The 24355-nt window shown below is 42.8% G+C and carries 24 protein-coding genes; 21 read left to right on the top strand and 3 right to left on the bottom strand.

Annotation, left to right across the window (positions count from 1 at the left end; all coding sequences use genetic code 11):
* Window positions 1–4: 4 nt before the first annotated feature.
* The 19 genes from ACFVP7_RS19400 (at window position 5) to minJ (ending at window position 16955) form a co-directional block, all read left to right on the top strand.
* Complete coding sequence (locus ACFVP7_RS19400) at window positions 5–580, top strand: DUF6470 family protein (protein ID WP_396582735.1); 576 nt, start codon at window positions 5–7, stop codon at window positions 578–580.
* Between the two features lie 20 nt (window positions 581–600).
* Entirely contained in the window at window positions 601–1032 is a 432-nt protein-coding gene (gene fliW / locus ACFVP7_RS19395) for a flagellar assembly protein FliW (RefSeq protein WP_077671018.1), read from the top strand.
* On the top strand, window positions 1026–1250 hold the full coding sequence (csrA, locus tag ACFVP7_RS19390) for a carbon storage regulator CsrA (protein WP_015714796.1): 225 nt from the start codon (window positions 1026–1028) through the stop codon (window positions 1248–1250). The genes fliW and csrA overlap by 7 nt, the downstream gene beginning before the upstream one ends.
* Before the next feature lie 144 nt (window positions 1251–1394).
* Window positions 1395–2312, top strand: coding sequence for a flagellin Hag (gene hag / locus ACFVP7_RS19385; RefSeq protein WP_085185617.1), 918 nt, complete (start codon window positions 1395–1397; stop codon window positions 2310–2312).
* Window positions 2313–2545: 233 nt separating this feature from the next.
* Entirely contained in the window at window positions 2546–2875 is a 330-nt protein-coding gene (gene flaG, locus ACFVP7_RS19380; protein WP_015714794.1) for a flagellar protein FlaG, read from the top strand.
* A 17-nt stretch (window positions 2876–2892) separates the two neighbouring features.
* A complete protein-coding gene (locus ACFVP7_RS19375) occupies window positions 2893–4389 on the top strand; it encodes a flagellar hook-associated protein 2 (protein ID WP_015714793.1) in 1497 nt (498 codons plus the stop codon).
* Window positions 4390–4410: 21 nt separating this feature from the next.
* Window positions 4411–4812 carry a flagellar export chaperone FliS gene (gene fliS / locus ACFVP7_RS19370; protein WP_014481041.1) on the top strand — a complete coding sequence of 134 codons (402 nt, stop codon included), beginning with the start codon at window positions 4411–4413 and terminating at the stop codon, window positions 4810–4812.
* On the top strand, window positions 4809–5150 hold the full coding sequence (gene fliT, locus ACFVP7_RS19365) for a flagella biosynthesis regulatory protein FliT (protein WP_134982979.1): 342 nt from the start codon (window positions 4809–4811) through the stop codon (window positions 5148–5150). The genes fliS and fliT overlap by 4 nt, the downstream gene beginning before the upstream one ends.
* A 9-nt stretch (window positions 5151–5159) precedes the next feature.
* Entirely contained in the window at window positions 5160–5537 is a 378-nt protein-coding gene (locus ACFVP7_RS19360; protein WP_029318318.1) for a hypothetical protein, read from the top strand.
* Between the two features lie 190 nt (window positions 5538–5727).
* On the top strand, window positions 5728–6297 hold the full coding sequence (gene hpf, locus ACFVP7_RS19355; RefSeq protein ID WP_003228031.1) for a ribosome hibernation promotion factor: 570 nt from the start codon (window positions 5728–5730) through the stop codon (window positions 6295–6297).
* A 167-nt stretch (window positions 6298–6464) separates the two neighbouring features.
* Window positions 6465–8990: a preprotein translocase subunit SecA gene (secA, locus tag ACFVP7_RS19350; RefSeq protein WP_003228033.1), complete on the top strand. Its 2526-nt coding sequence runs from the start codon at window positions 6465–6467 to the stop codon at window positions 8988–8990.
* Between the two features lie 69 nt (window positions 8991–9059).
* Window positions 9060–10161 (top strand): peptide chain release factor 2 gene (prfB, locus tag ACFVP7_RS19345; RefSeq protein ID WP_010886623.1). Its coding sequence is split into 2 segments (ribosomal slippage): window positions 9060–9131 and window positions 9133–10161, totalling 1101 coding nucleotides; the frame shifts between segments, so codons are not numbered across the junction.
* A gap of 166 nt (window positions 10162–10327) precedes the next feature.
* The gene (locus tag ACFVP7_RS19340; protein ID WP_015483762.1) at window positions 10328–11173 is read left to right on the top strand and encodes a YitT family protein; all 846 of its coding nucleotides are present in this window, start codon (window positions 10328–10330) and stop codon (window positions 11171–11173) included.
* Between the two features lie 48 nt (window positions 11174–11221).
* Window positions 11222–11560, top strand: coding sequence for a cytochrome c551 (cccB, locus tag ACFVP7_RS19335; protein WP_003242725.1), 339 nt, complete (start codon window positions 11222–11224; stop codon window positions 11558–11560).
* Between the two features lie 234 nt (window positions 11561–11794).
* Window positions 11795–12481: a cell division ATP-binding protein FtsE gene (ftsE, locus tag ACFVP7_RS19330; protein WP_003228039.1), complete on the top strand. Its 687-nt coding sequence runs from the start codon at window positions 11795–11797 to the stop codon at window positions 12479–12481.
* Window positions 12474–13364 (top strand): permease-like cell division protein FtsX, encoded by an 891-nt coding sequence (ftsX, locus tag ACFVP7_RS19325; RefSeq protein ID WP_015251119.1) that lies wholly within the window; start codon window positions 12474–12476, stop codon window positions 13362–13364. Before ftsE ends, ftsX begins: the two co-directional genes overlap by 8 nt.
* Before the next feature lie 139 nt (window positions 13365–13503).
* The gene (gene ctpB, locus ACFVP7_RS19320; protein ID WP_338731139.1) at window positions 13504–14946 is read left to right on the top strand and encodes a carboxy-terminal processing protease CtpB; all 1443 of its coding nucleotides are present in this window, start codon (window positions 13504–13506) and stop codon (window positions 14944–14946) included.
* Window positions 14947–15329: 383 nt separating this feature from the next.
* Window positions 15330–15683 (top strand): swarming motility protein SwrAA, encoded by a 354-nt coding sequence (swrA, locus tag ACFVP7_RS19315; RefSeq protein WP_015251121.1) that lies wholly within the window; start codon window positions 15330–15332, stop codon window positions 15681–15683.
* Window positions 15684–15761: 78 nt separating this feature from the next.
* Window positions 15762–16955 carry a cell division topological determinant MinJ gene (gene minJ, locus ACFVP7_RS19310; RefSeq protein WP_134154562.1) on the top strand — a complete coding sequence of 398 codons (1194 nt, stop codon included), beginning with the start codon at window positions 15762–15764 and terminating at the stop codon, window positions 16953–16955.
* A gap of 47 nt (window positions 16956–17002) precedes the next feature.
* On the opposite strand, the gene ACFVP7_RS19305 is transcribed toward minJ, so the two are convergent.
* The 3 genes from ACFVP7_RS19305 to ACFVP7_RS19295 form a co-directional block, all read right to left on the bottom strand.
* Window positions 17003–18337 (bottom strand): MFS transporter, encoded by a 1335-nt coding sequence (locus ACFVP7_RS19305; protein ID WP_029725985.1) that lies wholly within the window; start codon window positions 18335–18337, stop codon window positions 17003–17005.
* Window positions 18338–18367: 30 nt separating this feature from the next.
* Window positions 18368–18937 carry a TetR/AcrR family transcriptional regulator gene (locus ACFVP7_RS19300; RefSeq protein ID WP_017695297.1) on the bottom strand — a complete coding sequence of 190 codons (570 nt, stop codon included), beginning with the start codon at window positions 18935–18937 and terminating at the stop codon, window positions 18368–18370.
* 75 nt (window positions 18938–19012) lie between these two features.
* On the bottom strand, window positions 19013–21508 hold the full coding sequence (locus tag ACFVP7_RS19295) for a PEP/pyruvate-binding domain-containing protein (protein WP_375060269.1): 2496 nt from the start codon (window positions 21506–21508) through the stop codon (window positions 19013–19015).
* A 445-nt stretch (window positions 21509–21953) separates the two neighbouring features.
* Between ACFVP7_RS19295 and ACFVP7_RS19290 the strand changes: the two genes are divergently transcribed.
* Together ACFVP7_RS19290 and uvrB are read left to right on the top strand one after the other, a co-directional pair.
* On the top strand, window positions 21954–22184 hold the full coding sequence (locus tag ACFVP7_RS19290) for a CsbA family protein (RefSeq protein ID WP_003228053.1): 231 nt from the start codon (window positions 21954–21956) through the stop codon (window positions 22182–22184).
* 185 nt (window positions 22185–22369) lie between these two features.
* Window positions 22370–24355 carry an excinuclease ABC subunit UvrB gene (uvrB, locus tag ACFVP7_RS19285; RefSeq protein WP_041053624.1) on the top strand — a complete coding sequence of 662 codons (1986 nt, stop codon included), beginning with the start codon at window positions 22370–22372 and terminating at the stop codon, window positions 24353–24355.

Here is a 24355-nt window from a genome sequence, read left to right as displayed (position 1 = left end):
AGTGATGCAGATTCCCAGATTGATTATGCATAGTGTTCAAGGAAAAATTGGTTTAACAACGACGCCTGCCAGCTTAAAAATGGAGCAGCCTCAAGCTGATCTAGAGATCGAACAGCCGAGTGCGGAAATGGAAATATCGGTGACACCTGGAAAACTCACGATTGACCAGACACAAGCATGGGAAGAATTAGACAGAAAGCATGTTTTCAAGAGAATTGAAGAAGCCGCACAACAAGGGCATGAGGATGTAATGGAGGGAATAGCGCGTACTGCAGAAGAAGGCGACGAGCTTATGAGGATTGAAAATAAGGGGAACCCAATCGCTTCACAAGCAAGGAGGAACTCTGAAATGCACCAAATTCAATTAGGCGAAAATTATGTTCCTTCTCTATCTAGGGTGAAAATACAATATACTCCGTCACAGCTTGATGTTCAGATTACGCCGCGAAAGCCTGTTATTCAGGCTGAGCCGCATAAGCCAATTGTTGAATATACGCCAGGAAATGTTAAGGTTGACATGCTCCAATACCCTGATTTAAATATAGATGTAGAATACCCGAAAGAATCACCCGAAAAGTAAAAAGAAAAGGATCGTGAACAATGATCATTCATACGAAGTACCATGGCCAAATGAACATAAAAGAAAAACAAATCATTCTTTTTGAAAGCGGGATTCCAGGCTTTTTAGAAGAAAAACAATTTGTCATACTTCCGCTTTCAGAAGACTCTCCATTCGTGGCACTGCAGTCCGTCACTTCAGAAAATCTTGCGTTTATCGTCGTAAGTCCGTTTATCTTTTTTAAGAATTATGAATTTGATCTTGATGAATCAACTGCTGAACTTTTGGATATCGATAATATTCAAGACGTAGAAGTCATGACAATATTGACTATGGCAGAGCCATTTGAAAAGTCTACTGCGAATTTATTGGCTCCCATTATTGTGAATCGCAAGAACATGATGGCTAAGCAAGTCGTTTTACACGACTCCTCATATACGACAAAGCATCCGATTGGAGGAGAATCATGCTAGTTTTATCGCGGAAAATAAGCGAAGCGATTCAAATAGGTGCTGATATTGAAGTAAAAGTGATTGCGGTTGAGGGGGATCAAGTGAAGCTTGGAATTGACGCCCCAAAGCATATTGATATTCACAGGAAAGAAATTTATTTGACCATTCAGGAAGAAAATAACCGTGCGGCAGCGTTATCCAGCGATGTGATCTCCACATTATCCTCACAAAAAAAGTGAGGATTTTTTTATTTTTGTATTAACAAAATCAGAGACAATCCGATATTAATGATGTAGCCGGGAGGAGGCGCAAAAGACTCCGCCAGTTACAAAATAAGGGCACAAGGACGTGCCTTAACAACAAATTCAAGGAGGAACAAAACAATGAGAATTAACCACAATATCGCAGCGCTTAACACACTGAACCGTTTGTCTTCAAACAACGGTGCGAGCCAAAAGAACATGGAGAAACTGTCTTCAGGTCTTCGTATCAACCGTGCGGGAGATGACGCAGCGGGTCTTGCGATCTCTGAAAAAATGAGAGGGCAAATCAGAGGTCTTGAAATGGCTTCTAAAAACTCTCAAGACGGAATCTCTCTTATCCAAACAGCTGAGGGTGCATTGACTGAAACTCACTCTATTCTTCAACGTGTTCGTGAACTAGTTGTTCAAGCAGGAAACACAGGTACTCAAGATGGTACTGACCTTCAAGCGATCCAAGACGAGATCACTTCACTTGTTGAAGAAATCGGTGGCGGAACAAACGCTAACGGTATCTCTGACCGTACTGAGTTTAACGGTAAAAAACTTCTTAATGGCGATTTCTCGCAAGCTAGCGGTAAATCATTAACATTCCAAATCGGAGCTAACAGCAGTCAACAGCTTTCTGTTAATATCGAAAGTATGGCTGCGAAAGATATCGGTGCAGTAGACACTGCTACAGGTACTCTTATTACTGGACAAGCAGTATCTGACATCGATGTAACAAAATTCAAAGACAATGCAGCTGACACTGCTACTGTAGGATTCAATGCTCAACTTAAAACAGTTGATGACGCAATCAACACAGTTTCTAAACAACGTTCAAAATTAGGTGCGGTACAAAACCGTCTTGAGCACACAATCAACAACTTAAGCGCTTCTGGTGAAAACCTGACTGCTGCTGAGTCTCGTATCCGTGACGTTGACATGGCGAAAGAAATGAGCGAGTTCACAAAGAACAACATTCTTTCTCAGGCTTCTCAAGCGATGCTGGCTCAAGCAAACCAACAGCCGCAAAACGTACTTCAATTATTACGTTAATTTTAAAAAAGACCTTGGCAACGCCAAGGTCTTTTATTTAATATTTCTAGCTCCGAATACTTCCCCCTTGCTGTCACTAACTCATGATATAATAACCGGATTCTCCACTAACTTTTTATAAATGTATTTCCAAACAAGAAATCTAAAACAGAAGATTTTTTTCCAAAAATATGTGTAATCTTATCTCCATTTAGTCGATATAAACGATAGATTGGGGCATAGGGGATGATCAATTGAACATTGAAAGGCTCACTACGTTACAACCTGTTTGGGATCGTTATGATACTCAAATACATAATCAGAAAGATAATGATAACGAGGTTCCTGTTCATCAAGTTTCAGATACCAATCTTGCTGAAATGGTGGGGGAAATGAACAAGCTTTTGGAACCTTCGCAAGTTCATCTGAAGTTCGAGCTTCATGACAAGTTAAATGAATACTATGTAAAGGTAATAGAGGACTCTACAAATGAAGTGATCCGCGAAATTCCACCAAAACGGTGGCTTGATTTTTATGCGGCTATGACTGAATTTCTTGGGTTATTTGTAGATGAAAAAAAGTAGAATAGGAGTGGTTTGAGATGGTCACAAGAATAACAGGTTTGGCGTCAGGAATGGATATAGATGATATTGTATCAAAGCTGATGCAGACAGAAAGAGCCCCGCTTGATAAGCTGAAGCAAAAAAAGCAGACTCTTGAATGGCAGCGTGACAGCTATCGTGAAGTCAATACAAAAATAAAAGAATTGCAAGATTATATGTCTAAAAATACGTTGACATATCCTAGCACGTATCAGAGCAAAACTGTGACAAGCTCTAATGAGTCTGTGTTAACTGCTACAGGAAGCGCAAGTGCACCAAACTCTTCTTCTACTGTTGAAGTGGCGAGCTTGGCAACCGCAGCAACGTATAAGGCAAACAATTATACGGGATACACTCAAGGCGATTACAATTTGGCATTTAACGTTGTTGCGCCTGGCGAAACAACGGCAAAAACAGTGAACATTAGTGTGACGAGCGCCGATACGATTGATAATGTGATTTCTAAACTTAACAGCTCAGATCTTGGAGTATCAGCTTTTAAAGATAAAATTTGGAATGGTACAGAGTACGTAGAAACAATTGCGTTTTCTTCTAAAGCAACAGGTGCAGGGGGCAGTATACAGGCAGCAGACTCTGCTACAGCTGACTTTATGTCCGGTCAGCTTGGTTTTTCTTTGGATGCTGATAATAAGCTCACTGCTTACAAAGAAGGCACAAATGCCAAAGTCACAATCAACGGCTTTGAAATGGAGAAGCTGACAAACAATTTCACGGTGAATGGTGTTACTTACTCGATTAAAAATACAACAGCAGCCACAGGCCCTGTTACCACATCTGTTTCTACTGATGTTGACGGGATTTATAACCAAATCAAAGAGTTTGTAGATAAATACAATGAAATGGTTGACAGCCTGAATGAAAAGCTGAAAGAAGAAAAATACCGAGACTATACTCCGTTGACAAGTGAACAAAAAGAAGCCATGTCCGATAAAGAGGTAGAGCTCTGGGAGGAGAAGGCGAAAAGCGGATTGCTTAGAAATGATTCCAGCATCAGCACCGGCACGAACCAAATGCGGACTGACTTTTATACTCAAGTTAATGCGGATGGGAAAACCTATCAATTGACAGAATTCGGCATAACAACCTCAAGTGCTTACCAAATGCGGGGGCATTTAGAGATTAATGAAGACAAACTGAAAGCCAAAATACAAGAAGATCCGCAAAGCGTTGCCGCTTTATTTACAAGTGGGTCGAACAGCAGCGCCTATAGTGATAAAGGGATTATGAAACGCATCGGTGACACCCTGAAAAGTACGGTGAAGAGCATTGAAGCAAAAGCCGGCAACTCGACAATGGGAACCAATGATTATTCAATCGGTAAAAATTTAAACACGATCAGCACAGATATTACCAAAATGCAGGACCGGTTGACCACAATAGAAAACCGCTATTATACAAAATTCAGTGCAATGGATTCTGCGATTCAAAAAATGAACGAACAAGCGTCCTATTTATCACAGCTTCTTGTACAATAAATGTAATTTGGAGGATGACACATGGCGATCCAAAATCCTTATACAGCCTATCAGCAAAATTCAGTGAATACGGCTACACCCGGTGAACTGACGCTTATGCTGTATAATGGCTGTTTGAAATTTATAAGACTTGCCTCTCAGGCCATCGAGAATGATGATATGGAACGTAAAAATGAGAATCTGATTAAAGCGCAAAATATTATTCAGGAATTAAATTTTACACTTAACCGTAACATAGAGCTTTCCGCTTCCATGGGTGCGATGTACGATTATATGTATCGAAGATTGGTACAGGCAAATATCAAAAATGATACGGGCATGCTGGCTGAGGTTGAAGGCTATGTAACAGATTTTCGCGATGCTTGGAAACAGGCCATTCAAAGTGAGCGGAAGGACCGGCACGGATCAGGCGGGATCGCATGAATAACATAGATCAACTATACACTGAGACGAAGAGTATGTTGTCACACATACAAAATACGCCGGAAAGCGATGAGCTTTTAAAACAAATTGAAGACTTTGTGGCTAAACGGTCTGAACTGATTCAGGAGATATCTCTGCCGCTTTCAGAAGAAGAGCGAAAGCAGATGAATCTTGTGCTGACATGGGATCAGCTTATTGTGAAGGAAATGGAACGACTGAAGCAGTCAATCGCAGCAGAACTTCAGCAGATGAAAAGAAAACGTGTGATGCATACGACGTATTTAAATCCTTATAACAACATTACGATTGACGGCACATATTATGACAAGCGTAAATAGGTGAGTGCCTTGAAGAGCATTGAAGATTATACGCTTTTATCAGCTTATTATCATCTTCTTTTTACCATTGAAGAAGGGTTGTGTTATTTGATAGAGGCTGAAGAGAATTTATCAAAAACAGAAGGGGATCGGATCTACCAAGATCTGATCCAAGCCTTTTTTTATTTGGATTCAACACATTCAACACTTCTCTTCATTATGGATTCACGGTGTGCTGAAATTTGTGTGAAAGCATTTGACCAAATTTTTGCGGAGTTTGATCAATTGGTCTCTTTCTCTTTTCCCTCTCATGAGTTCTGTGAGTATTTAAAGGAATATTTTCTGATTCATTATAGAAAATGGATGCTGTCTATTCATCAATGTATGGAACCCTTTTTAATCAATTAGGCGTGTTTGAGGTATTTGTTTCGTTCAATCAGCATATACATATACCTCCGAACCGCCAATAACAGAGCAAATACAAACAAAATTCGACAAAGTTCACTGAATTTTCACAAAAGATTTATGTTTCAGCAGGAATTGTAAAGGGTAAAAGAGAAATAGATACATATCCTTAATAAAAGGGAGGCGTTCTTTGATGAACTATAACATCAGAGGAGAAAATATTGAAGTGACACCCGCGTTAAAGGATCATGTCGAGAGGAAGATCGGCAAGCTGGAGCGCTATTTTGACCATAGCGTGGATGCCGATGTGAACGTCAACTTGAAGTTTTACAATGACAAGGAGTCTAAGGTTGAGGTTACGATTCCGATGACAGATCTGGCGCTTCGGTCCGAGGTGCATAACGAGGATATGTACAACGCAATTGATCTCGCAACAAACAAACTGGAACGTCAAATCCGTAAGCATAAAACGAAAGTAAACCGTAAATTCCGTGAGCAGGGCTCTCCAAAATATTTATTGGCAAACGGCCTTGGCTCTGATACAGATATTGCGGTTCAGGATGACATAGAAGAGGAGGAGAGCTTGGACATTGTCCGTCAGAAACGCTTTAATTTAAAGCCGATGGATAGTGAAGAAGCGATCTTGCAAATGAATATGCTCGGCCATAATTTCTTTGTTTTCACAAATGCGGAAACAAACCTTACAAATGTCGTGTACCGCAGAAATGACGGGAAATATGGCTTAATTGAACCGACTGAATAATGAAGAGAAGCCTTCCGTGATGTCCGCGGAAGGTTTTTGTTTTTCTTATTTGCAAATTCTTTGGAAATAACAAAAGGTATGATATGATAATGAGAGGTATACATGGACTAGTAAATTATTTATACATGCCTTTAAAATAGGCATGTGATGATAGAGGAGCGTTATAAATGCTTGGAATTTTAAATAAAATGTTTGATCCAACAAAACGTACGCTGAATAGATACGAAAAAATTGCTAACGATATTGATGCGATTCGCGGAGACTATGAAAATCTCTCTGACGACGCGTTGAAACATAAAACAATTGAATTTAAAGAGCGTCTTGAAAAAGGGGCGACAACGGATGATCTTCTTGTTGAAGCTTTCGCTGTTGTTCGAGAAGCTTCACGCCGCGTAACAGGCATGTTTCCGTTTAAAGTCCAGCTCATGGGGGGCGTGGCGCTTCATGACGGAAATATCGCGGAAATGAAAACAGGGGAAGGGAAAACATTAACGTCTACCCTGCCTGTTTATTTAAATGCGTTAACAGGTAAAGGCGTACACGTCGTGACTGTCAACGAATACTTGGCAAGCCGTGACGCTGAGCAAATGGGGAAAATTTTTGAGTTTCTCGGTTTGACTGTCGGCTTGAATTTAAACTCAATGTCAAAAGACGAAAAACGGGAAGCTTATGCCGCTGATATTACTTACTCCACAAATAACGAGCTTGGCTTCGACTATTTGCGTGACAATATGGTTCTTTATAAAGAGCAGATGGTTCAGCGCCCGCTTCATTTTGCGGTAATTGATGAAGTTGACTCTATTTTAATTGATGAAGCGAGAACACCGCTTATCATTTCTGGACAAGCTGCAAAATCCACTAAGCTGTACGTACAGGCAAATGCTTTTGTCCGTACGTTAAAAGCGGAGAAGGATTACACGTACGATATCAAAACAAAAGCTGTACAGCTTACTGAAGAAGGAATGACGAAGGCGGAAAAAGCGTTCGGCATCGATAACCTCTTTGATGTGAAGCATGTCGCGCTCAACCACCATATCAACCAAGCCTTAAAAGCTCACGTTGCGATGCAAAAGGACGTTGACTATGTAGTGGAAGACGGACAGGTTGTTATTGTTGATTCCTTCACGGGACGTCTGATGAAAGGCCGCCGCTACAGTGAGGGGCTTCACCAAGCGATTGAAGCAAAGGAAGGGCTTGAGATTCAAAACGAAAGCATGACCTTGGCGACGATTACGTTCCAAAACTACTTCCGAATGTACGAAAAACTTGCCGGTATGACGGGTACAGCTAAGACAGAGGAAGAAGAATTCCGCAACATCTACAACATGCAGGTTGTCACGATCCCTACCAACAGGCCTGTTGTCCGTGATGACCGTCCGGATTTAATTTACCGCACGATGGAAGGAAAGTTTAAGGCAGTTGCGGAGGATGTCGCACAGCGTTACATGACGGGACAGCCTGTTCTAGTCGGTACGGTTGCCGTTGAAACATCTGAATTGATTTCTAAGCTGCTTAAAAACAAAGGAATTCCGCATCAAGTGTTAAATGCCAAAAACCATGAACGTGAAGCGCAGATCATTGAAGAGGCCGGCCAAAAAGGCGCAGTTACGATTGCGACTAACATGGCGGGGCGCGGAACGGACATTAAGCTTGGCGAAGGTGTAAAAGAGCTTGGCGGACTCGCTGTAGTCGGAACAGAACGACATGAATCACGCCGGATTGACAATCAGCTTCGAGGTCGTTCCGGACGTCAGGGAGACCCGGGGATCACTCAATTTTATCTTTCTATGGAAGATGAATTGATGCGCAGATTCGGAGCTGAGCGGACAATGGCGATGCTGGACCGCTTCGGCATGGACGACTCTACTCCAATCCAAAGCAAAATGGTATCTCGCGCGGTTGAATCGTCTCAAAAACGCGTCGAAGGCAATAACTTCGATTCGCGTAAACAGCTTCTGCAATATGATGATGTTCTCCGCCAGCAGCGTGAGGTCATTTATAAGCAGCGCTTTGAAGTCATTGACTCTGAAAACCTGCGTGAAATCGTTGAAAATATGATCAAGTCTTCTCTCGAACGCGCAATTGCAGCCTATACGCCAAGAGAAGAGCTTCCTGAGGAGTGGAAGCTTGACGGTCTAGTTGATCTTATCAACACAACTTATCTTGATGAAGGTGCGCTTGAGAAGAGCGATATCTTCGGCAAAGAACCGGATGAAATGCTTGAGCTCATTATGGATCGCATCATCACAAAATATAATGAGAAGGAAGAGCAATTCGGCAAAGAGCAAATGCGCGAATTCGAAAAAGTTATCGTTCTTCGTGCCGTTGATTCTAAATGGATGGATCATATTGATGCGATGGATCAGCTCCGCCAAGGGATTCACCTTCGTGCTTACGCGCAGACGAACCCGCTTCGTGAGTATCAAATGGAAGGTTTTGCGATGTTTGAGCATATGATTGAATCAATTGAGGACGAAGTCGCAAAATTTGTGATGAAAGCTGAGATTGAAAACAATCTGGAGCGAGAAGAGGTAGTACAAGGCCAAACAACAGCTCATCAGCCGCAAGAAGGCGACGATAACAAAAAAGCAAAGAAAGCACCGGTTCGCAAAGTGGTTGATATCGGCCGAAATGCCCCATGCCACTGCGGAAGCGGGAAAAAATATAAAAATTGCTGCGGCCGTACTGAATAGTTCGCCCCGGCAAGTTTACTGACCGCGGCGCCTGCAGGCGCCTGCGGATCTTTTAATGAGGTGAATGAAATGGAATTATCAGAAATCAGAGCAGAGCTCGAAAATATGGCTTCTCGTTTAGCGGACTTTAGGGGGTCTCTTTGACCTCGAATCAAAGGAGGCCCGCATTGCTGAGCTAGATGAACAAATGGCTGATCCGGAATTCTGGAATGATCAGCAAAAAGCTCAAACGGTTATAAATGAAGCAAACGGTTTAAAGGATTATGTCAATTCGTATAAAAAATTGAATGAATCCCACGAAGAATTGCAAATGACTCATGATCTTTTGAAAGAAGAGCCGGACACTGATCTCCAGCTTGAGCTTGAAAAAGAACTAAAATCATTAACAAAAGAGTTCAATGAGTTTGAGCTTCAGCTTCTTCTCAGCGAGCCGTATGATAAAAATAACGCGATTTTAGAACTGCACCCTGGTGCTGGCGGTACAGAGTCACAGGACTGGGGCTCTATGCTTCTTAGAATGTATACAAGATGGGGAGAGCGCCGCGGCTTTAAAGTAGAAACTCTCGATTACCTTCCAGGTGATGAGGCGGGAATCAAATCAGTGACATTGCTCATCAAAGGACACAACGCTTACGGGTATCTCAAAGCAGAAAAAGGTGTCCATCGTCTTGTGCGGATCTCACCATTTGATTCATCAGGCCGCCGCCACACATCTTTCGTTTCATGTGAAGTCATGCCTGAATTTAACGATGAAATTGATATTGATATTCGTACGGAGGATATTAAAGTTGACACGTACCGTGCAAGCGGCGCGGGCGGACAGCACGTCAATACGACGGATTCAGCCGTTCGGATTACTCACTTGCCGACGAACGTAGTTGTGACATGCCAAACGGAGCGCTCACAAATTAAAAACCGTGAAAGAGCCATGAAAATGCTGAAGGCCAAGCTGTATCAGCGCAGAATTGAAGAGCAGCAGGCAGAGCTGGATGAAATTCGCGGTGAACAAAAAGAAATCGGCTGGGGCAGCCAAATCCGTTCTTATGTATTCCATCCGTATTCCATGGTAAAAGATCATCGGACTAATACAGAAATGGGGAACGTTCAAGCTGTAATGGATGGTGACATTGATACGTTTATTGATGCATACCTGCGTTCTAAGCTTTCATAAGCTGAAAAACACACCTGATGCATACGGGTGTGTTTTTTTTATTCCTTATATCCTTGATTTCACTGCTGCTTTAGCATATTACCACTGTATTTGGGTGTTATTTACATCTAATCAGGGAAGGATTAAAATGCTATCGGAGAGCATTGGAAGAAACGGAGGATATATGATGGACGTACGGAATAAAACATTGTGGATTTTGCGGGATTATGTATACATATTGTTAGGAGCAGCGATTACGGCCGTGTCCTTTAATGTATTTTTGCTTCCGAACAAGATTGCCGCCGGCGGTGTCAGCGGGATCAGTACGATTTTACAATCATATGGTTTTGAAGCAGCGTATGTACAGTGGATTATTAATATCCCTTTATTTATTGCTGGCGTCATTTTGCTCGGTGGGAAATTTGGGCTAAAGACGCTTGCAGGTTCTGTGTTTTTGCCGCTAGTAGTGTTTCTGACAAGGGATATTCAGCCTGCCACTCATCATGAACTCCTGGCGGCGATTTTTGGCGGTGTCGGGATAGGTATCGGAATTGGTATTGTGTACTTAGGGAAAGGATCGACGGGAGGAACAGCCTTGGCTGCACAGATCATTCATAAGTACTCCGGTCTGTCATTGGGGAAGTGTCTCGCCATCATTGACGGAATGATCGTTGTTACGGCTATGATTGTATTTAATATTGAGCAAGGCTTATATGCCATGCTTGGCGTCTATGTGTCCAGCAAAACCATTGATGTTGTGCAAGTCGGCTTTAATCGTTCAAAAATGGCGCTCATCATTACAAAGCAGGAGCAGGCTGTCAAGGAGGCTGTCTTACAGAAGATTGACAGAGGCGTGACAAAAATTTCTGCAGTCGGCGGATATACTGACGATGACCGTCCGATTTTAATGTGCGTGGTTGGGCAAACTGAATTCACCAAATTGAAACAAATCGTCAAACAGATTGATGAGTCAGCTTTTGTAATTGTAGCAGACGCGAGCGAGGTGCTGGGCGAGGGTTTCAAACGCGCTTAAACGAGGTTATAATATGGAAGAGATCGTAAAGGAGTTGTGCTTCTCAACATGAAATCAAAGTTATCGATACTAATGATTGGATTTGCGCTTTCTGTTCTGTTGGCTGCCTGCGGATCAAACGATGCAAAAGAAGAGAAGACAGACACTGGCAGCAAGACGGAAGCCACTGCATCTGAAGGGGAAGAATTATATCAGCAAAGCTGCGTAGGCTGCCACGGCAAGGATTTAGAAGGTGTGTCAGGGCCTAATCTCCAAGAGGTCGGAGGCAAATACGATGAACACAAAATTGAAAGCATTATTAAAAACGGCCGCGGCAATATGCCAAAGGGGCTTGTAGATGATAACGAAGCCGCTGTTATTGCCAAATGGCTGTCAGAAAAAAAGTAAGATAAAAACATCCTTGCCGAGTGCCGGCAAGGATGTTTTTATGCCTTGACAATATGAATGAAAAGAAACTGTAATAGTATTATGTCTAAATTTGACGTATAATGAAGTGTATTGAAAAAGGGAACTTTCAGATTTTTCATCTTTTTACAAATGAATGGGTCATAAATTGTCGAATGCATTCGAAGAGTATGACCGTGTGATAGATAAAATGATATAAAAAGATTAGGTGATTTCATGATAGAGATGAAGGAAGTATATAAAGCCTATCCGAACGGCGTAAAAGCGCTCAATGGGATTTCTGTTACCATTCATCCCGGCGAGTTTGTGTATGTTGTTGGTCCGAGCGGAGCAGGTAAATCTACTTTTATTAAAATGATTTACAGAGAAGAAAAACCGACAAAAGGACAAATTTTAATCAATCATAAAGATCTCGCGACAATTAAAGAAAAAGAGATTCCTTTCGTGCGCCGAAAAATAGGCGTTGTCTTTCAAGATTTCAAGCTTCTTCCGAAACTTACTGTTTTTGAAAATGTGGCATTTGCCCTTGAAGTGATTGGAGAACAGCCATCTGTCATTAAGAAACGGGTGCTTGAAGTGCTTGATCTTGTGCAGCTGAAGCATAAAGCGCGACAATTTCCTGACCAGCTTTCAGGCGGGGAGCAGCAGCGTGTATCTATTGCAAGATCAATTGTGAACAACCCTGATGTTGTCATTGCTGATGAACCGACAGGAAACCTTGATCCGGATACGTCTTGGGAAGTCATGAAGACGCTGGAGGAAATTAACAACCGCGGGACAACAGTCGTGATGGCGACACATAATAAAGAAATCGTAAACACCATGAAGAAACGTGTCATTGCAATCGAAGATGGTATCATTGTGCGTGATGAGTCAAGAGGGGAGTATGGTTCATATGATTAAAATTCTCGGGCGCCACTTGCGTGAGAGTTTTAAATCTCTCGGGAGAAACACGTGGATGACATTTGCATCCATTAGTGCTGTAACCGTTACGCTGATTTTAGTCGGCGTGTTTTTAGTGATTATGCTGAATTTGAATAACATGGCCACGAATGCAGAAAAACAAGTCGAAATCAAAGTGCTGGTTGATCTGACTGCAGATCAGAAGGCACAGGACAAGCTTCAGAACGATATTAAGGAACTGAAGGGCATTCAGAGTGTCACTTTTTCATCTAAAGAAAAAGAGCTTGACCAGCTGGTTGACAGTTTTGGTGACAGCGGAAAATCCCTGACAATGAAGGATCAGGAAAACCCGCTTAATGATGCGTTTGTCGTCAAAACGACAGATCCGCATGATACGCCGAACGTGGCGAAAAAGATCGAAAAAATGGATCATGTTTATAAAGTCACTTATGGAAAAGAAGAGGTCAGCCGTTTGTTTAAAGTGGTCGGCGTTTCCCGCAACATCGGAATTGCGTTAATTATCGGCCTGGTATTTACGGCGATGTTCTTAATTTCCAACACCATTAAAATTACAATTTTCGCAAGAAGAAAAGAAATTGAAATCATGAAACTTGTCGGTGCGACAAACTGGTTTATCCGCTGGCCGTTTTTCCTTGAAGGATTGCTGCTAGGCGTATTCGGTTCTGTGATTCCGATTGCACTGGTGCTGAGCACTTACCAATACGTCATCGGATGGGTCGTTCCAAAGGTTCAAGGATCATTTGTCTCTCTTCTTCCTTATAATCCATTTGTATTCCAAGTTTCGCTAGTGCTGATTGCAATCGGCGCAGTAATTGGAGTATGGGGAAGTCTGACTTCCATCCGCAAGTTTTTGCGAGTATAAAGTGAAAAAGCCGTTCCGTTTTCGGGACGGCTTTTCATTTGCCTTCTTTTTCTTCTATGATTACATGAAATCTCCATCCTTTACATATACTATCTCTAGGTTTTGGTAAAGACAGTCTGGCATACAGGAGGAGTAAAGGATGAATCAAAAAATAATGGCTGTGATAGCAGCAGGGAGCATGCTGTTCGGAGGCGCCGGTGTATATGCGGGAATCAACCTGCTTGAGATGGATAAGCCCCAGACTGCAGCAGTTCCCGCGACGGCACAAGCTGACTCTGAACGGGATAAAGCTATGGACAAAATCGAAAAAGCGTATGAGTTAATTTCGAATGAGTACGTAGAAAAAGTAGATAGAGAAAAGCTGCTCGAGGGAGCCATCCAGGGAATGCTGTCTACGCTAAATGATCCTTATTCTGTTTACATGGACAAGCAGACAGCTAAGCAATTTTCTGATTCTCTTGATTCCTCATTTGAAGGCATCGGGGCTGAGGTTGGCATGGAAAACGGCAAAATTATTATTGTTTCCCCATTCAAGAAATCGCCAGCAGAAAAAGCCGGGTTGAAGCCTAATGATGAAATTATCAGCATCAATGGAGAATCGATGGCCGGCAAGGATTTAAACCACGCTGTGTTAAAAATAAGAGGAAAAAAAGGGTCCAGCGTTTCAATGAAGATTCAGCGGCCTGGAACGAAGAAGCAGCTGTCTTTCCGGATCAAGAGAGCTGAGATTCCGCTCGAAACGGTTTTTGCATCAGAGAAAAAAGTACAGGGGCATTCTGTCGGATATATTGCCATCTCTACTTTTTCTGAGCACACCGCAGAGGATTTTGCAAAAGCGCTGAGGGAGCTTGAGAAAAAAGAAATAGAAGGACTTGTCATTGATGTACGCGGCAACCCGGGCGGATATCTTCAAAGTGTGGAAGAAATTCTTAAGCATTTCGTTACAAAGGACCAGCCGTATATTCAGATTGCTGAACGCAATGGAGATAAAAAACGTTATTTTTCAACATTGACCCATAAAAAAGCGTACCCTGTCAATGTGATTACGGATAAAGGAAGTGCCTCTGCATCAGAAATTCTTGCCGGCGCATTAAAGGAAGCTGGCCATTATGATGTTGTAGGCGATACGTCTTTTGGAAAGGGAACGGTTCAACAGGCTGTGCCAATGGGGGACGGCAGCAACATCAAATTAACGCTTTACAAGTGGCTGACGCCAAATGGAAACTGGATTCATAAGAAAGGGATTGAACCGACCATTGCGATTAAGCAGCCCGATTATTTTTCCGCCGGGCCCTTACAGCTGAAAGAGCCGCTTAAAGTGGACATGAACAATGAAGACGTCAAGCATGCGCAGGTATTGTTAAAAGGTCTCAGCTTTGATCCGGGACGTGAGGATGGCTATTTCAGCAAAGACATGCAAAAAGCGGTTATGGCTTTTCAGGATCAAAACAAGCTGAATAAAACCGGTGTGATCGACACTCGCACTGCAGAGACATTAAATCAGCAGATAGAAAAGAAAAAATCAGATGAAAAAAATGATTTGCAGCTTCAAACAGCATTGAAATCATTATTTGTCAATTAAAGGAGATGGTATTCCATCTCCTGTTTCTTTGTGCTTAAAGAGATTATGGATCATAAGTCACATAAAAAATGAGTTTTTGACAAGAAATTAAAAAAATTTTCACAAATAAACATTTATAAAGGACTGTTATTACCCGATATCAATATATGAGAGAGACTTTCTAACGAGTTAATATGCATTTAAAATGAAACTTTTGCAAGTTGCCTAGTCTTTGTTTACTTCATACAATATAAGAAGGTTCTAAAAAGAACAGTAATCAGGTTAATGGCAGCTGAACGACAGGTATTTAAAGAGTAACGTTAGCGAGAATGCTTGTTAGCACTCCAGTACTGCTGCTTATACTGGCCCGTGCTTATCTGTATAAAGAAAATGGGGGTTCACAATTGAAGAGGGCAAGTATTGTGCGTGAAAAAAAATATTATGAATTAGTGGAACAATTAAAAGACAGAACACAAGACGTAACATTTTCAGCTACAAAAGCACTAAGTCTTCTTATGCTGTTCAGCAGATATTTGGTCAATTACACCAATGTCGAATCAGTAAATGACATTAATGAGGAATGCGCCAAACATTATTTTAACTACTTAATGAAAAACCATAAGCGATTAGGAATTAATCTGACAGATATAAAAAGGTCGATGCATCTAATCAGCGGGTTATTGGATGTGGATGTAAACCACTATTTAAAGGATTTTTCACTATCGAATGTCACGCTGTGGATGACGCAAGAGAGATAAACTCTCCTGAGGATATCCAAGCCATTTAATATTTGATAGAATATGAGTAACATGTTTGGCTTGAGGCGGTGAGAGATAGTGTCTGTTCAATGGGGAATTGAACTGTTAAAAAGCGCGGGCTTGTTCTTCTTACACCCGCTTTTCTGGTTTTTTATCATCATAACCCTGGCTTTCGGCTATGTAAGAATCAAACGGGAACGAAAAACCTTTCATACAAGAATAGCAGATATTTATGATGATCTGAAATTTACATATACAAAGGGACTGATTCCAGGTCTTCTTTTGTCAGTTATTTTAGGTGGACTCGGAATATCGATTCCTCTCGGTTTACTTGCGATTATTGCCGTTATCACTGCAGCGGCAGCGTTCACTCTTCGCGCAAACTGGATGTCTGCTGCATATATCGTCAGTGTGAGTATGCTGATAGGTTTTGGACTGCAAATATATCAGGCAGAGCCCTTTCTGGAGAGATTTCCGCAAGGATTTGCAGTTGTTTGGCCGGCTGTGGCTGTGTTTCTAGGTTTGCTGATTATCACTGAAGGAGCGGTTGCTTATCGTTCTGCGCATGTGAGAACATCACCGGCACTTGTCGTAAGCAGCCGTGGTTTGCCGATCGGACAGCAGCTGGCAAACCGGGTTTGGCTTTTGCCGCTGTTCCTTCTCGTGCCCGGTAATGGTTTAGAATCGCACCTTAGCTGGTGGCCCGTGTTTACTGTTCCCGGCGGCTCATTCCATTTTCTATGGATTCCTTACTTTGTCGGATTTGGACAAAGGGTACAGGGATCGCTGCCTGAAACGAGTATAAGGATCACAGCGAAACGCGTTTGTATTCTCGGTCTTGCCGTCGCAGTTCTCGGTGCAGCGAGCTTACTGTGGACGCCGCTTGCGGGTGTAGCGGTCTGTACTGCTTTGTTAGGGCGTATTTTTCTGTCCATAAAGCAAAGAGTGAATGATAACGCGGCTCCGTTTTATTTCTCGAAAAGGGATCAGGGCTTAATGGTGCTTGGGATTATCCCCAATACGCCGGCTGAGGATCTGGAATTGAAAATCGGGGAAATCATTACGAAAGTCAATGGCATACCGGTTAAGAACGTTTCTGATTTCTATGAAGCGCTCCAGCATAACCGTGCATATGTGAAGCTTGAGATTATCGGTTTGAATGGAGAAATTCGTTTTGACCAGCGAGCTTCTTATGAAGGAGAACATCATGAATTGGGCATCCTCTTCGTAAAGGATGACCGTGAAGACGAAGCAGCGGCTTCTGGATCATAAAAGGCAGCCCGGCACCGCAGGAAGATGCGATGCCGGGCTGTTTTGTGTTACGCTGAGTTTTTTTCTATCCGTGCGGTTTCATCAGATTTGATGCCCAATGAAACAAAAACGCCGATGATGGATACAGCAAAGAGAATCATAAATAGGATGTGATATCCCGAAATCAGGCCAATTAAGGCTGATGAAATGATGCTTCCGAAATAACGGAAGGTCGAGAAAATCCCAGATGCCACTCCTGACATACCGGGGTCTACTGTGGCAAGGGATGAAACCTGCATGCTGGTCAGACCGACTCCGGAAGCGAGCCCGCCAAGGATAAGAGAGAGCATGAGGAACAAGACAGAATGCGAGCTGCTTAACAGCAAAAATAATAGATTCGCACCAGCCATCATGGCAAATGAAAGAAAAATGATTTTTTTGGCTCCCCATTTGTGATGGAGCTGCGCGCCCACCCAGTTGCTGGCTGACATGAAGATCGAAAATACAGAAAGCGCCATCCCGCTGTTAGATGTATTAAGCCCAAATTGGTTCGTCATAAATAACGGCATAATCAATAAGACGGCATACATCATCAAATTGCTTAACAAGACTGATAGATTCGCATTTGTAAAGGTTGAGCTTTTAAACAGTGCAAAGTCAATGATGGGGTGCTGGGTACGTTTTTCTCTTCTGAAAAAAAGCGGAACAAAAAGAAGTATCAATACACTGTATACCGCATATCCCCACGGAGCCTCATTTTTCGTCAGCAGGATAATTGAAACGATGCTGCCTGCAAGCAAGAGAGAGCCGATGATATCCAGCGGCGCGTCAGATTTATTTTCTTTATATTGAGGAAACATCGTTAATGCCGTAAATAAAGCAATGGCGAGGAACGGGATGTTGACCCAAAAAATCGAATGCCAGCTGAAGCTGTCAATCAGTATAGAGCCGATAAAAGGCCCGAGTGCTGCACCAAGTCCCGCGCCCAGTCCGAAAAATCCAAACACTTTCGGTAGGCGTTTTTCAGAAACAACATGCCGGATAATGGCAATGCTGTTTGGCGTAAGCAATGCCCCGCCGACAGCCTGCAATGCCCGAAAGACAATTAACAGGAGCAGACTCGGTGAAAGGGCGCAGCCTAGAGATGCGATTAGAAAAAGGCCGACTCCCCATAAGTACATTGTTTTATTGCCGTACATGTCACCGAGCTTTCCTGCAATCGGCTGTGTGACTGCCATCACGATTAAATAAACGGTAACCACCCAAGTGATGCTTGCGATGGACTCGTTATACGTATGGGAAATAGATGAGAGCGCGACCGCGATCATCGTTGAGTTAATGGGAACCAGAATGGCCCCCAATAATAGCGAGACGATCAGCGCCCATTCTTTTCTTGAGCTCATTGGGATCCTCCTTTTTATTATGCCAAGGAGTTAATCAGCAGAAATTCCTTTGACAAATAGAGCTGTGCTGTGCTCCAGCATTTTTTCCTGGGGCATTGATATGACCCGGTCTCCTAAGTGGAGACGGTGAATGAAATAACCGAAGATAATCGACATGAACACGTCGGAATTCTCCGCTTCATTTCCTGTCTGAATAACCCCTTTCTCACCCATCGTTTTGAGATAATCAACCAATAGCTGTTTCATAGATTGGGGATATTCAGTGACGTGGTTAATGACATCCTGAAACATGGCCGGTTCACGAAAGCTGATTTTAATGATATCTTTTCTATGTTCGAGCTCCTCCAAGAGACAGGTTCCGATATGAAGCAGGTCTTTGTACAAATCTCCTTCTGTTTGTTCCAAAATGCTGCCTCTGTTTGAAGAATGCTGAGAAAGCAAAGCCTCAACTAGTCCTTGTTTGTTTTTAAAGTTCCTGAAAATCGTCGCTTCACTTACATTTGCTTTTTCTGCAATTTCTTTTGTAGTTGTTGCGCGATATCCTTTTTTGACGAGCAGCTGCATGGCAGCGTCAAGGATTCTCTTGTTTGTCGGTCTCAATACGTTTCACCTCACGAGTATACTGGCAGGACAAGTATACACCCGCCCCGCTTGTATAAGAAAGAGGGGGACGCATCAGGACCGGCTGACAACTGTGATTTTGCCGCTGCTTCCGTCAACAGTGATGATGTCACCGTCTCGCAGTCTTTCGGTTGCCGTGCGTGTGCCGAGAACGGCTGGAATGCCGTATTCACGGGCAATAATCGCAGCGTGAGACAAAATGCCGCCTGTGTCTGTAATAATCGCTTTGGCGTCTTGAAACAGGCTGGTCCATAGCGGTGTGGTCATCTTGCAAACGAGTACGTCCCCAGGCGCGAATTGAGAAAATTCATTGGCGTCCCGAATGATTTTCACCGGACCTGTCGCAATGCCGCTTGATGCCGCAATGCCAAAAATATGATTCTCTGTGTTTTTTTCATCCTCTATCACAGCGCCGACAATTTCTTCAGCTGCTTTGAGCTGTTCTTTTGTCGGGGTGCCGAGGTAGGCAGGGGCTTGGGCCAGCTCATACTCATGAAAAATCTGTCTGCGTTTTTCAGCCTTTTCTTGCAGGGATACAGGGTGAAGAAGCGCTTGTTCCACTTCGTCATCATATAAGAACCAAAGGTCCTCACGATCTTGAATGACACCGTTTTCCGCCAGCAATTCACCTATCTTCAGCAGAAAGATTCTCGCCTTGGCATCCAGCATGGCGTCAATATAAAAGTGGTGATCATCTTTTATATTTGCAGAGTTCAGTGTCCATTGATAATAGCGGTCAAATTCGGTGCGCAAACCGGGATCTTCTATGCTTTCCAAGAATTCATTGTATAATTTCTCTCGTTTTTCTTTCGTTTTCTGAAATTCATTGTCAAAATGATAGCCATTACGGACATAATTTTGAATATTGGCCAGAGCGAAATACGGATTTTCCACCCAGATTTGTTCAATCAGATCATGACTTTTAACAGATCTCCATCCGTATTCTTGCAAGAATTCATGGACGTTCTTCAGGAAGTGTCTTCCCTCATCTGTTTGTTCCAATTTCTCCTGGAGCTGTTCAGGCTTGTTGTTTTCAAAAATGGCCAGAAGGTTCGGGTTCTCCTGAACTTCCACAGAAAATAGCCATAAGCAACGGTCCGTTTCCAGTGATTTGTTCATTTTTCCTGTCAGCATCTCGTAAAAATGGGCGTTTTCGGACTCTCCTTGAATGTCCTGATACATCGCTTGCAGTTTGTTTGTTAAAAGGATTTGCGGGAAAACGATATTGAAGTGCTCTTCATAAGCCGTGAGATAAAAGGCTTTTAGTTTTTGAAAAGCATCCAGTGCGCTTTCTGCGGTATGCTCAGTTTGTGCGAGCTGGTCCAGTGTCCGGTAAAAAGGGAGGTATGTGTGATTAATGATGTCATACATATGCTCCGATAAAATCGGGAAAAGCTCTTTGCCGCAGTCTTCAGAAGGAGGCTGTTGTCCGCCTTGGTTTTTGGAATAAATATGTCCGCGATAAAGTTTTACTTCATCAACAACTACACCAATCGGAAACTTTTGCATGCTCTTCTTCAAGCCATATTCCAACGCCGGCACGATGAAGGATGAAAATAACGGACTCACCGGACCTTCAATATTAGACTCCATGTTAAGCCAGAAATCATTCATATCAGTGTCGGTAATCATGAAGCTGCGTTTTTCTTCTGCCGCTTTTTTGTCCTGATCAATGGTTGTAATCGGACGAGCTTGCAGAAGGTATATTTGATGATCAGCAATTCCAAATTCTATATCGACAGGATATCCGTACAGGTCTTCGGTTTTTTTTGTGATTTCAGCCAATTCAATCACTTGTTCATCTGTAAGGCAAAAACGGCTGCGCATGTCTTCACTCGTTTCTTTTTCAGCAATTCCTTCTGCCGCAGACTCCATGTAGATTTCCTTTGCACCTATTTCTTTCTGAATCTCAAACGAAGATTTATTAACAATGAACGTGTCTGGGGTAACACTTCCTGAAACAACAGCTTCACCCAGCCCGTAGCTGGCGCTTATTAAAAGCTCTCTATCATCATGGGTAACAGGATTGCGGCTGAAGATAACACCTGACATTTCTGAATCGATCAGCCCCTGAACGACTATTCCCATTAACGGCTCTGCGATTTGATTGTTCATTTTTTTCTTATAGCTGCTGACCCTCCCAGAAAAAAATGAGGCCCAGCATTCTTTCACTTTAGCCAGAAACTCTTCCTCTGTTTTGATATTTAAGTAGGTTTCATATTGACCCGCGAATGAGGCGCCTTCTAAATCTTCCGAGGCAGACGAAGAACGCACGGCTACGGATCGATATGATTCTCTAAGCTTATAAAAGGAACTAGTCAGCTCATTTTTCAGCTCATCCGAAAATGTTCCGGAAATGATCCCGCTTTCGACGTTTTCGCTAGTCTCTTGAAGCTGGTTGTCCTCCATAAAACGTGCGAGCGCATTCGTTTGAATAATAAACCCGTCCGGAACAGGAAGACCGTGTTTGGTCAATTTAATCAAATTCATTCCTTTTGCTCCAGCCAGCTGGCTGGACTCTTCTGCATGGCGAAATAAAACAGAATACATATTTGAAACCCCTCTTTTCTTCATTCATTTTGTTTTTCTCTCTAGTCTTTTTATTGCGGAGCCTGTGTTTAAAAAATGATAGTAAACACTATCATTCAATTGTAGGTTTTCAGGAAAATGCTGTCAAACGCAGAAAGTCCTAAATAAAATGAATAGTTAAGTTAGTTAGATTATCATGAAAAATGCGGCCGTACTGGTACTGTATGCCTATTTTCTTTTATTCTCGGAATCTGGCGGCGGACTTGATGATGTAATAAAAAAAGTGCCGCTGATTAGAACAGCGGCACCATGGAATAAGTTTTGACCGGTACCAAAATGCAAATATGGTGATTGATTTTGGCTGAAAAGGGGTATGGTGTAGTAGAGGGAGCGAATGCACGATTGTCCGATTCTTCATTTTTTACTATAATCAGATCAGATGAAGAATCCCTGAGGAGGGTTTTTGTTGATTACAAAAGCCGTTTTTGCATTGTTTTTCCCTTTTATGCTTGTTGTTCTATTTACTAGAGTCACCTTTAATCATTATGTGGCGATCGCTTTAACAGCTGCATTGCTGTTTGCCTCTTATTTAAAAGGCTATACAGAAACGTATTTTATTGTAGGATTGGATGTTGTGTCTCTTGTGGCTGGCGGACTGTATATGGCCAAAAAAGCTGCAGAGAAAAAAGAAGAATAAATCGGACATAATGAATATAAAGACCGAATACCTGCTTTTACGTTTTAAAAGCAGGTTTTTTATACACAAAAACAGCTGGAAATAAAAAACCACCGAACTTTAGTTCGTATTTTTAGTGATTTTGCTTTCCATTGTGTTACTATATCTATAGGAAGATTTCGTTAAAGAAACGGAGGCTTATTTTTGTGAAAGATCGCTTTGAGTTAGTCTCGAAATATCAGCCCCAGGGAGATCAGCCGAAAGCCATTGAAAAGCTTGTGAAAGGAATTCAGGAGGGCAAGAAGCATCAGACTCTGCTGGGTGCAACAGGAACTGGGAAAACATTTACGGTGTCCAATTTGATTAAAGAAGTCAATAAACCGACTCTCGTGATTGCCCATAACAAAACCCTTGCTGGACAGCTTTACAGTGAGTTCAAGGAATTTTTTCCGAACAATGCTGTCGAGTATTTTGTCAGCTACTATGATTATTATCAGCCGGAGGCGTATGTGCCTCAAACGGATACATTTATAGAGAAAGACGCTAGTATTAATGATGAAATTGATAAACTGAGACACTCCGCCACATCAGCTTTGTTTGAGCGCAGAGATGTCATTATTATTGCGAGTGTGTCTTGTATATACGGCCTCGGTTCGCCTGAGGAATACCGGGAAATGGTCGTGTCATTGCGGAGTGAAATGGAAATTGAGCGCAACGAGCTGCTCAGAAAACTTGTAGACATCCAATATGCCCGCAACGATATCGACTTTCAGCGCGGTACATTTCGTGTGCGCGGGGATGTAGTGGAAATCTTTCCGGCATCCCGTGATGAGCATTGTATTAGAGTTGAATTTTTCGGTGACGAAATCGAACGGATTCGGGAAGTGGATGCGCTGACAGGAGAAATTCTCGGCGACCGAGATCATGTTGCGATTTTCCCGGCATCCCACTTCGTAACGCGGGCCGAGAAAATGGAGAAGGCGATTCAAAATATCGAGAAGGAGCTTGAGGAGCAGCTGAAGGTCATGCACGAAAACGGAAAGCTCCTTGAAGCGCAGCGTTTAGAGCAGCGGACAAGATATGATCTTGAAATGATGCGTGAAATGGGTTTCTGCTCCGGCATCGAGAACTATTCAAGACATTTGACTCTGCGGCCTCCAGGTTCAACGCCGTATACGCTTCTTGATTATTTCCCAGACGATTTTATGATCGTGGTGGATGAGTCGCATGTGACAATTCCTCAGGTGCGCGGCATGTTTAACGGAGACCAGGCGCGGAAACAGGTGCTCGTGGATCACGGCTTCCGGCTTCCATCAGCGCTTGATAACCGTCCGCTTCGTTTTGAGGAATTTGAAAAGCATATGCACAATATCGTGTATGTATCAGCAACACCAGGGCCGTACGAGATTGAACATACAGATGAAATGGTCGAACAGATTATTCGTCCGACGGGGCTTCTTGACCCGCTTATTGACGTCCGTCCAATCGAAGGTCAGATTGACGACTTGATCGGCGAAATTCAAGCAAGAATCGAGCGGAATGAACGGGTGCTTGTGACAACTTTGACGAAGAAGATGTCAGAGGATCTGACCGATTATTTAAAGGAAATCGGCATTAAAGTAAACTATCTGCATTCTGAGATCAAGACGCTTGAACGGATTGAAATTATCCGCGACCTGCGCCTTGGCAAGTACGATGTGCTTGTCGGCATCAACCTGCTGAGGGAAGGTTTGGACATTCCCGAAGTATCCCTTGTTGCGATTTTGGATGCGGATAAGGAAGGTTTCCTTCGTTCGGAGCGGTCGCTGATCCAGACCATCGGACGGGCAGCGAGAAATGCGGAAGGCCGCGTCATTATGTACGCCGATAAAATAACGAAGTCTATGGAAATTGCGATTAATGAAACAAAACGCCGCCGCGAGCAGCAGGAGCGGTTTAACGAAGAGCACGGCATTACGCCGAAAACGATAAATAAAGAAATTCGCGATGTCATTCGTGCCACAGTAGCAGCTGAGGATAAAGCGGAATACAAAACAAAAGCCGCGCCGAAGCTGTCGAAAATGACGAAGAAAGAACGCCAGAAAGTCGTTGAACAGATGGAGCATGAAATGAAGGAAGCCGCCAAGGCGCTTGACTTTGAGAGAGCCGCGGAGCTTCGCGATTTACTTTTAGAGCTAAAAGCGGAAGGATGA

Origin of the sequence: Bacillus sp. SG20033 (assembly GCF_044570195.1) — a bacterium.
Classification (GTDB): domain Bacteria; phylum Bacillota; class Bacilli; order Bacillales; family Bacillaceae; genus Bacillus; species Bacillus subtilis.
Note: the sequence above shows the minus strand (reverse complement) of the source record. Positions and strands in the feature narration are given on the sequence as shown.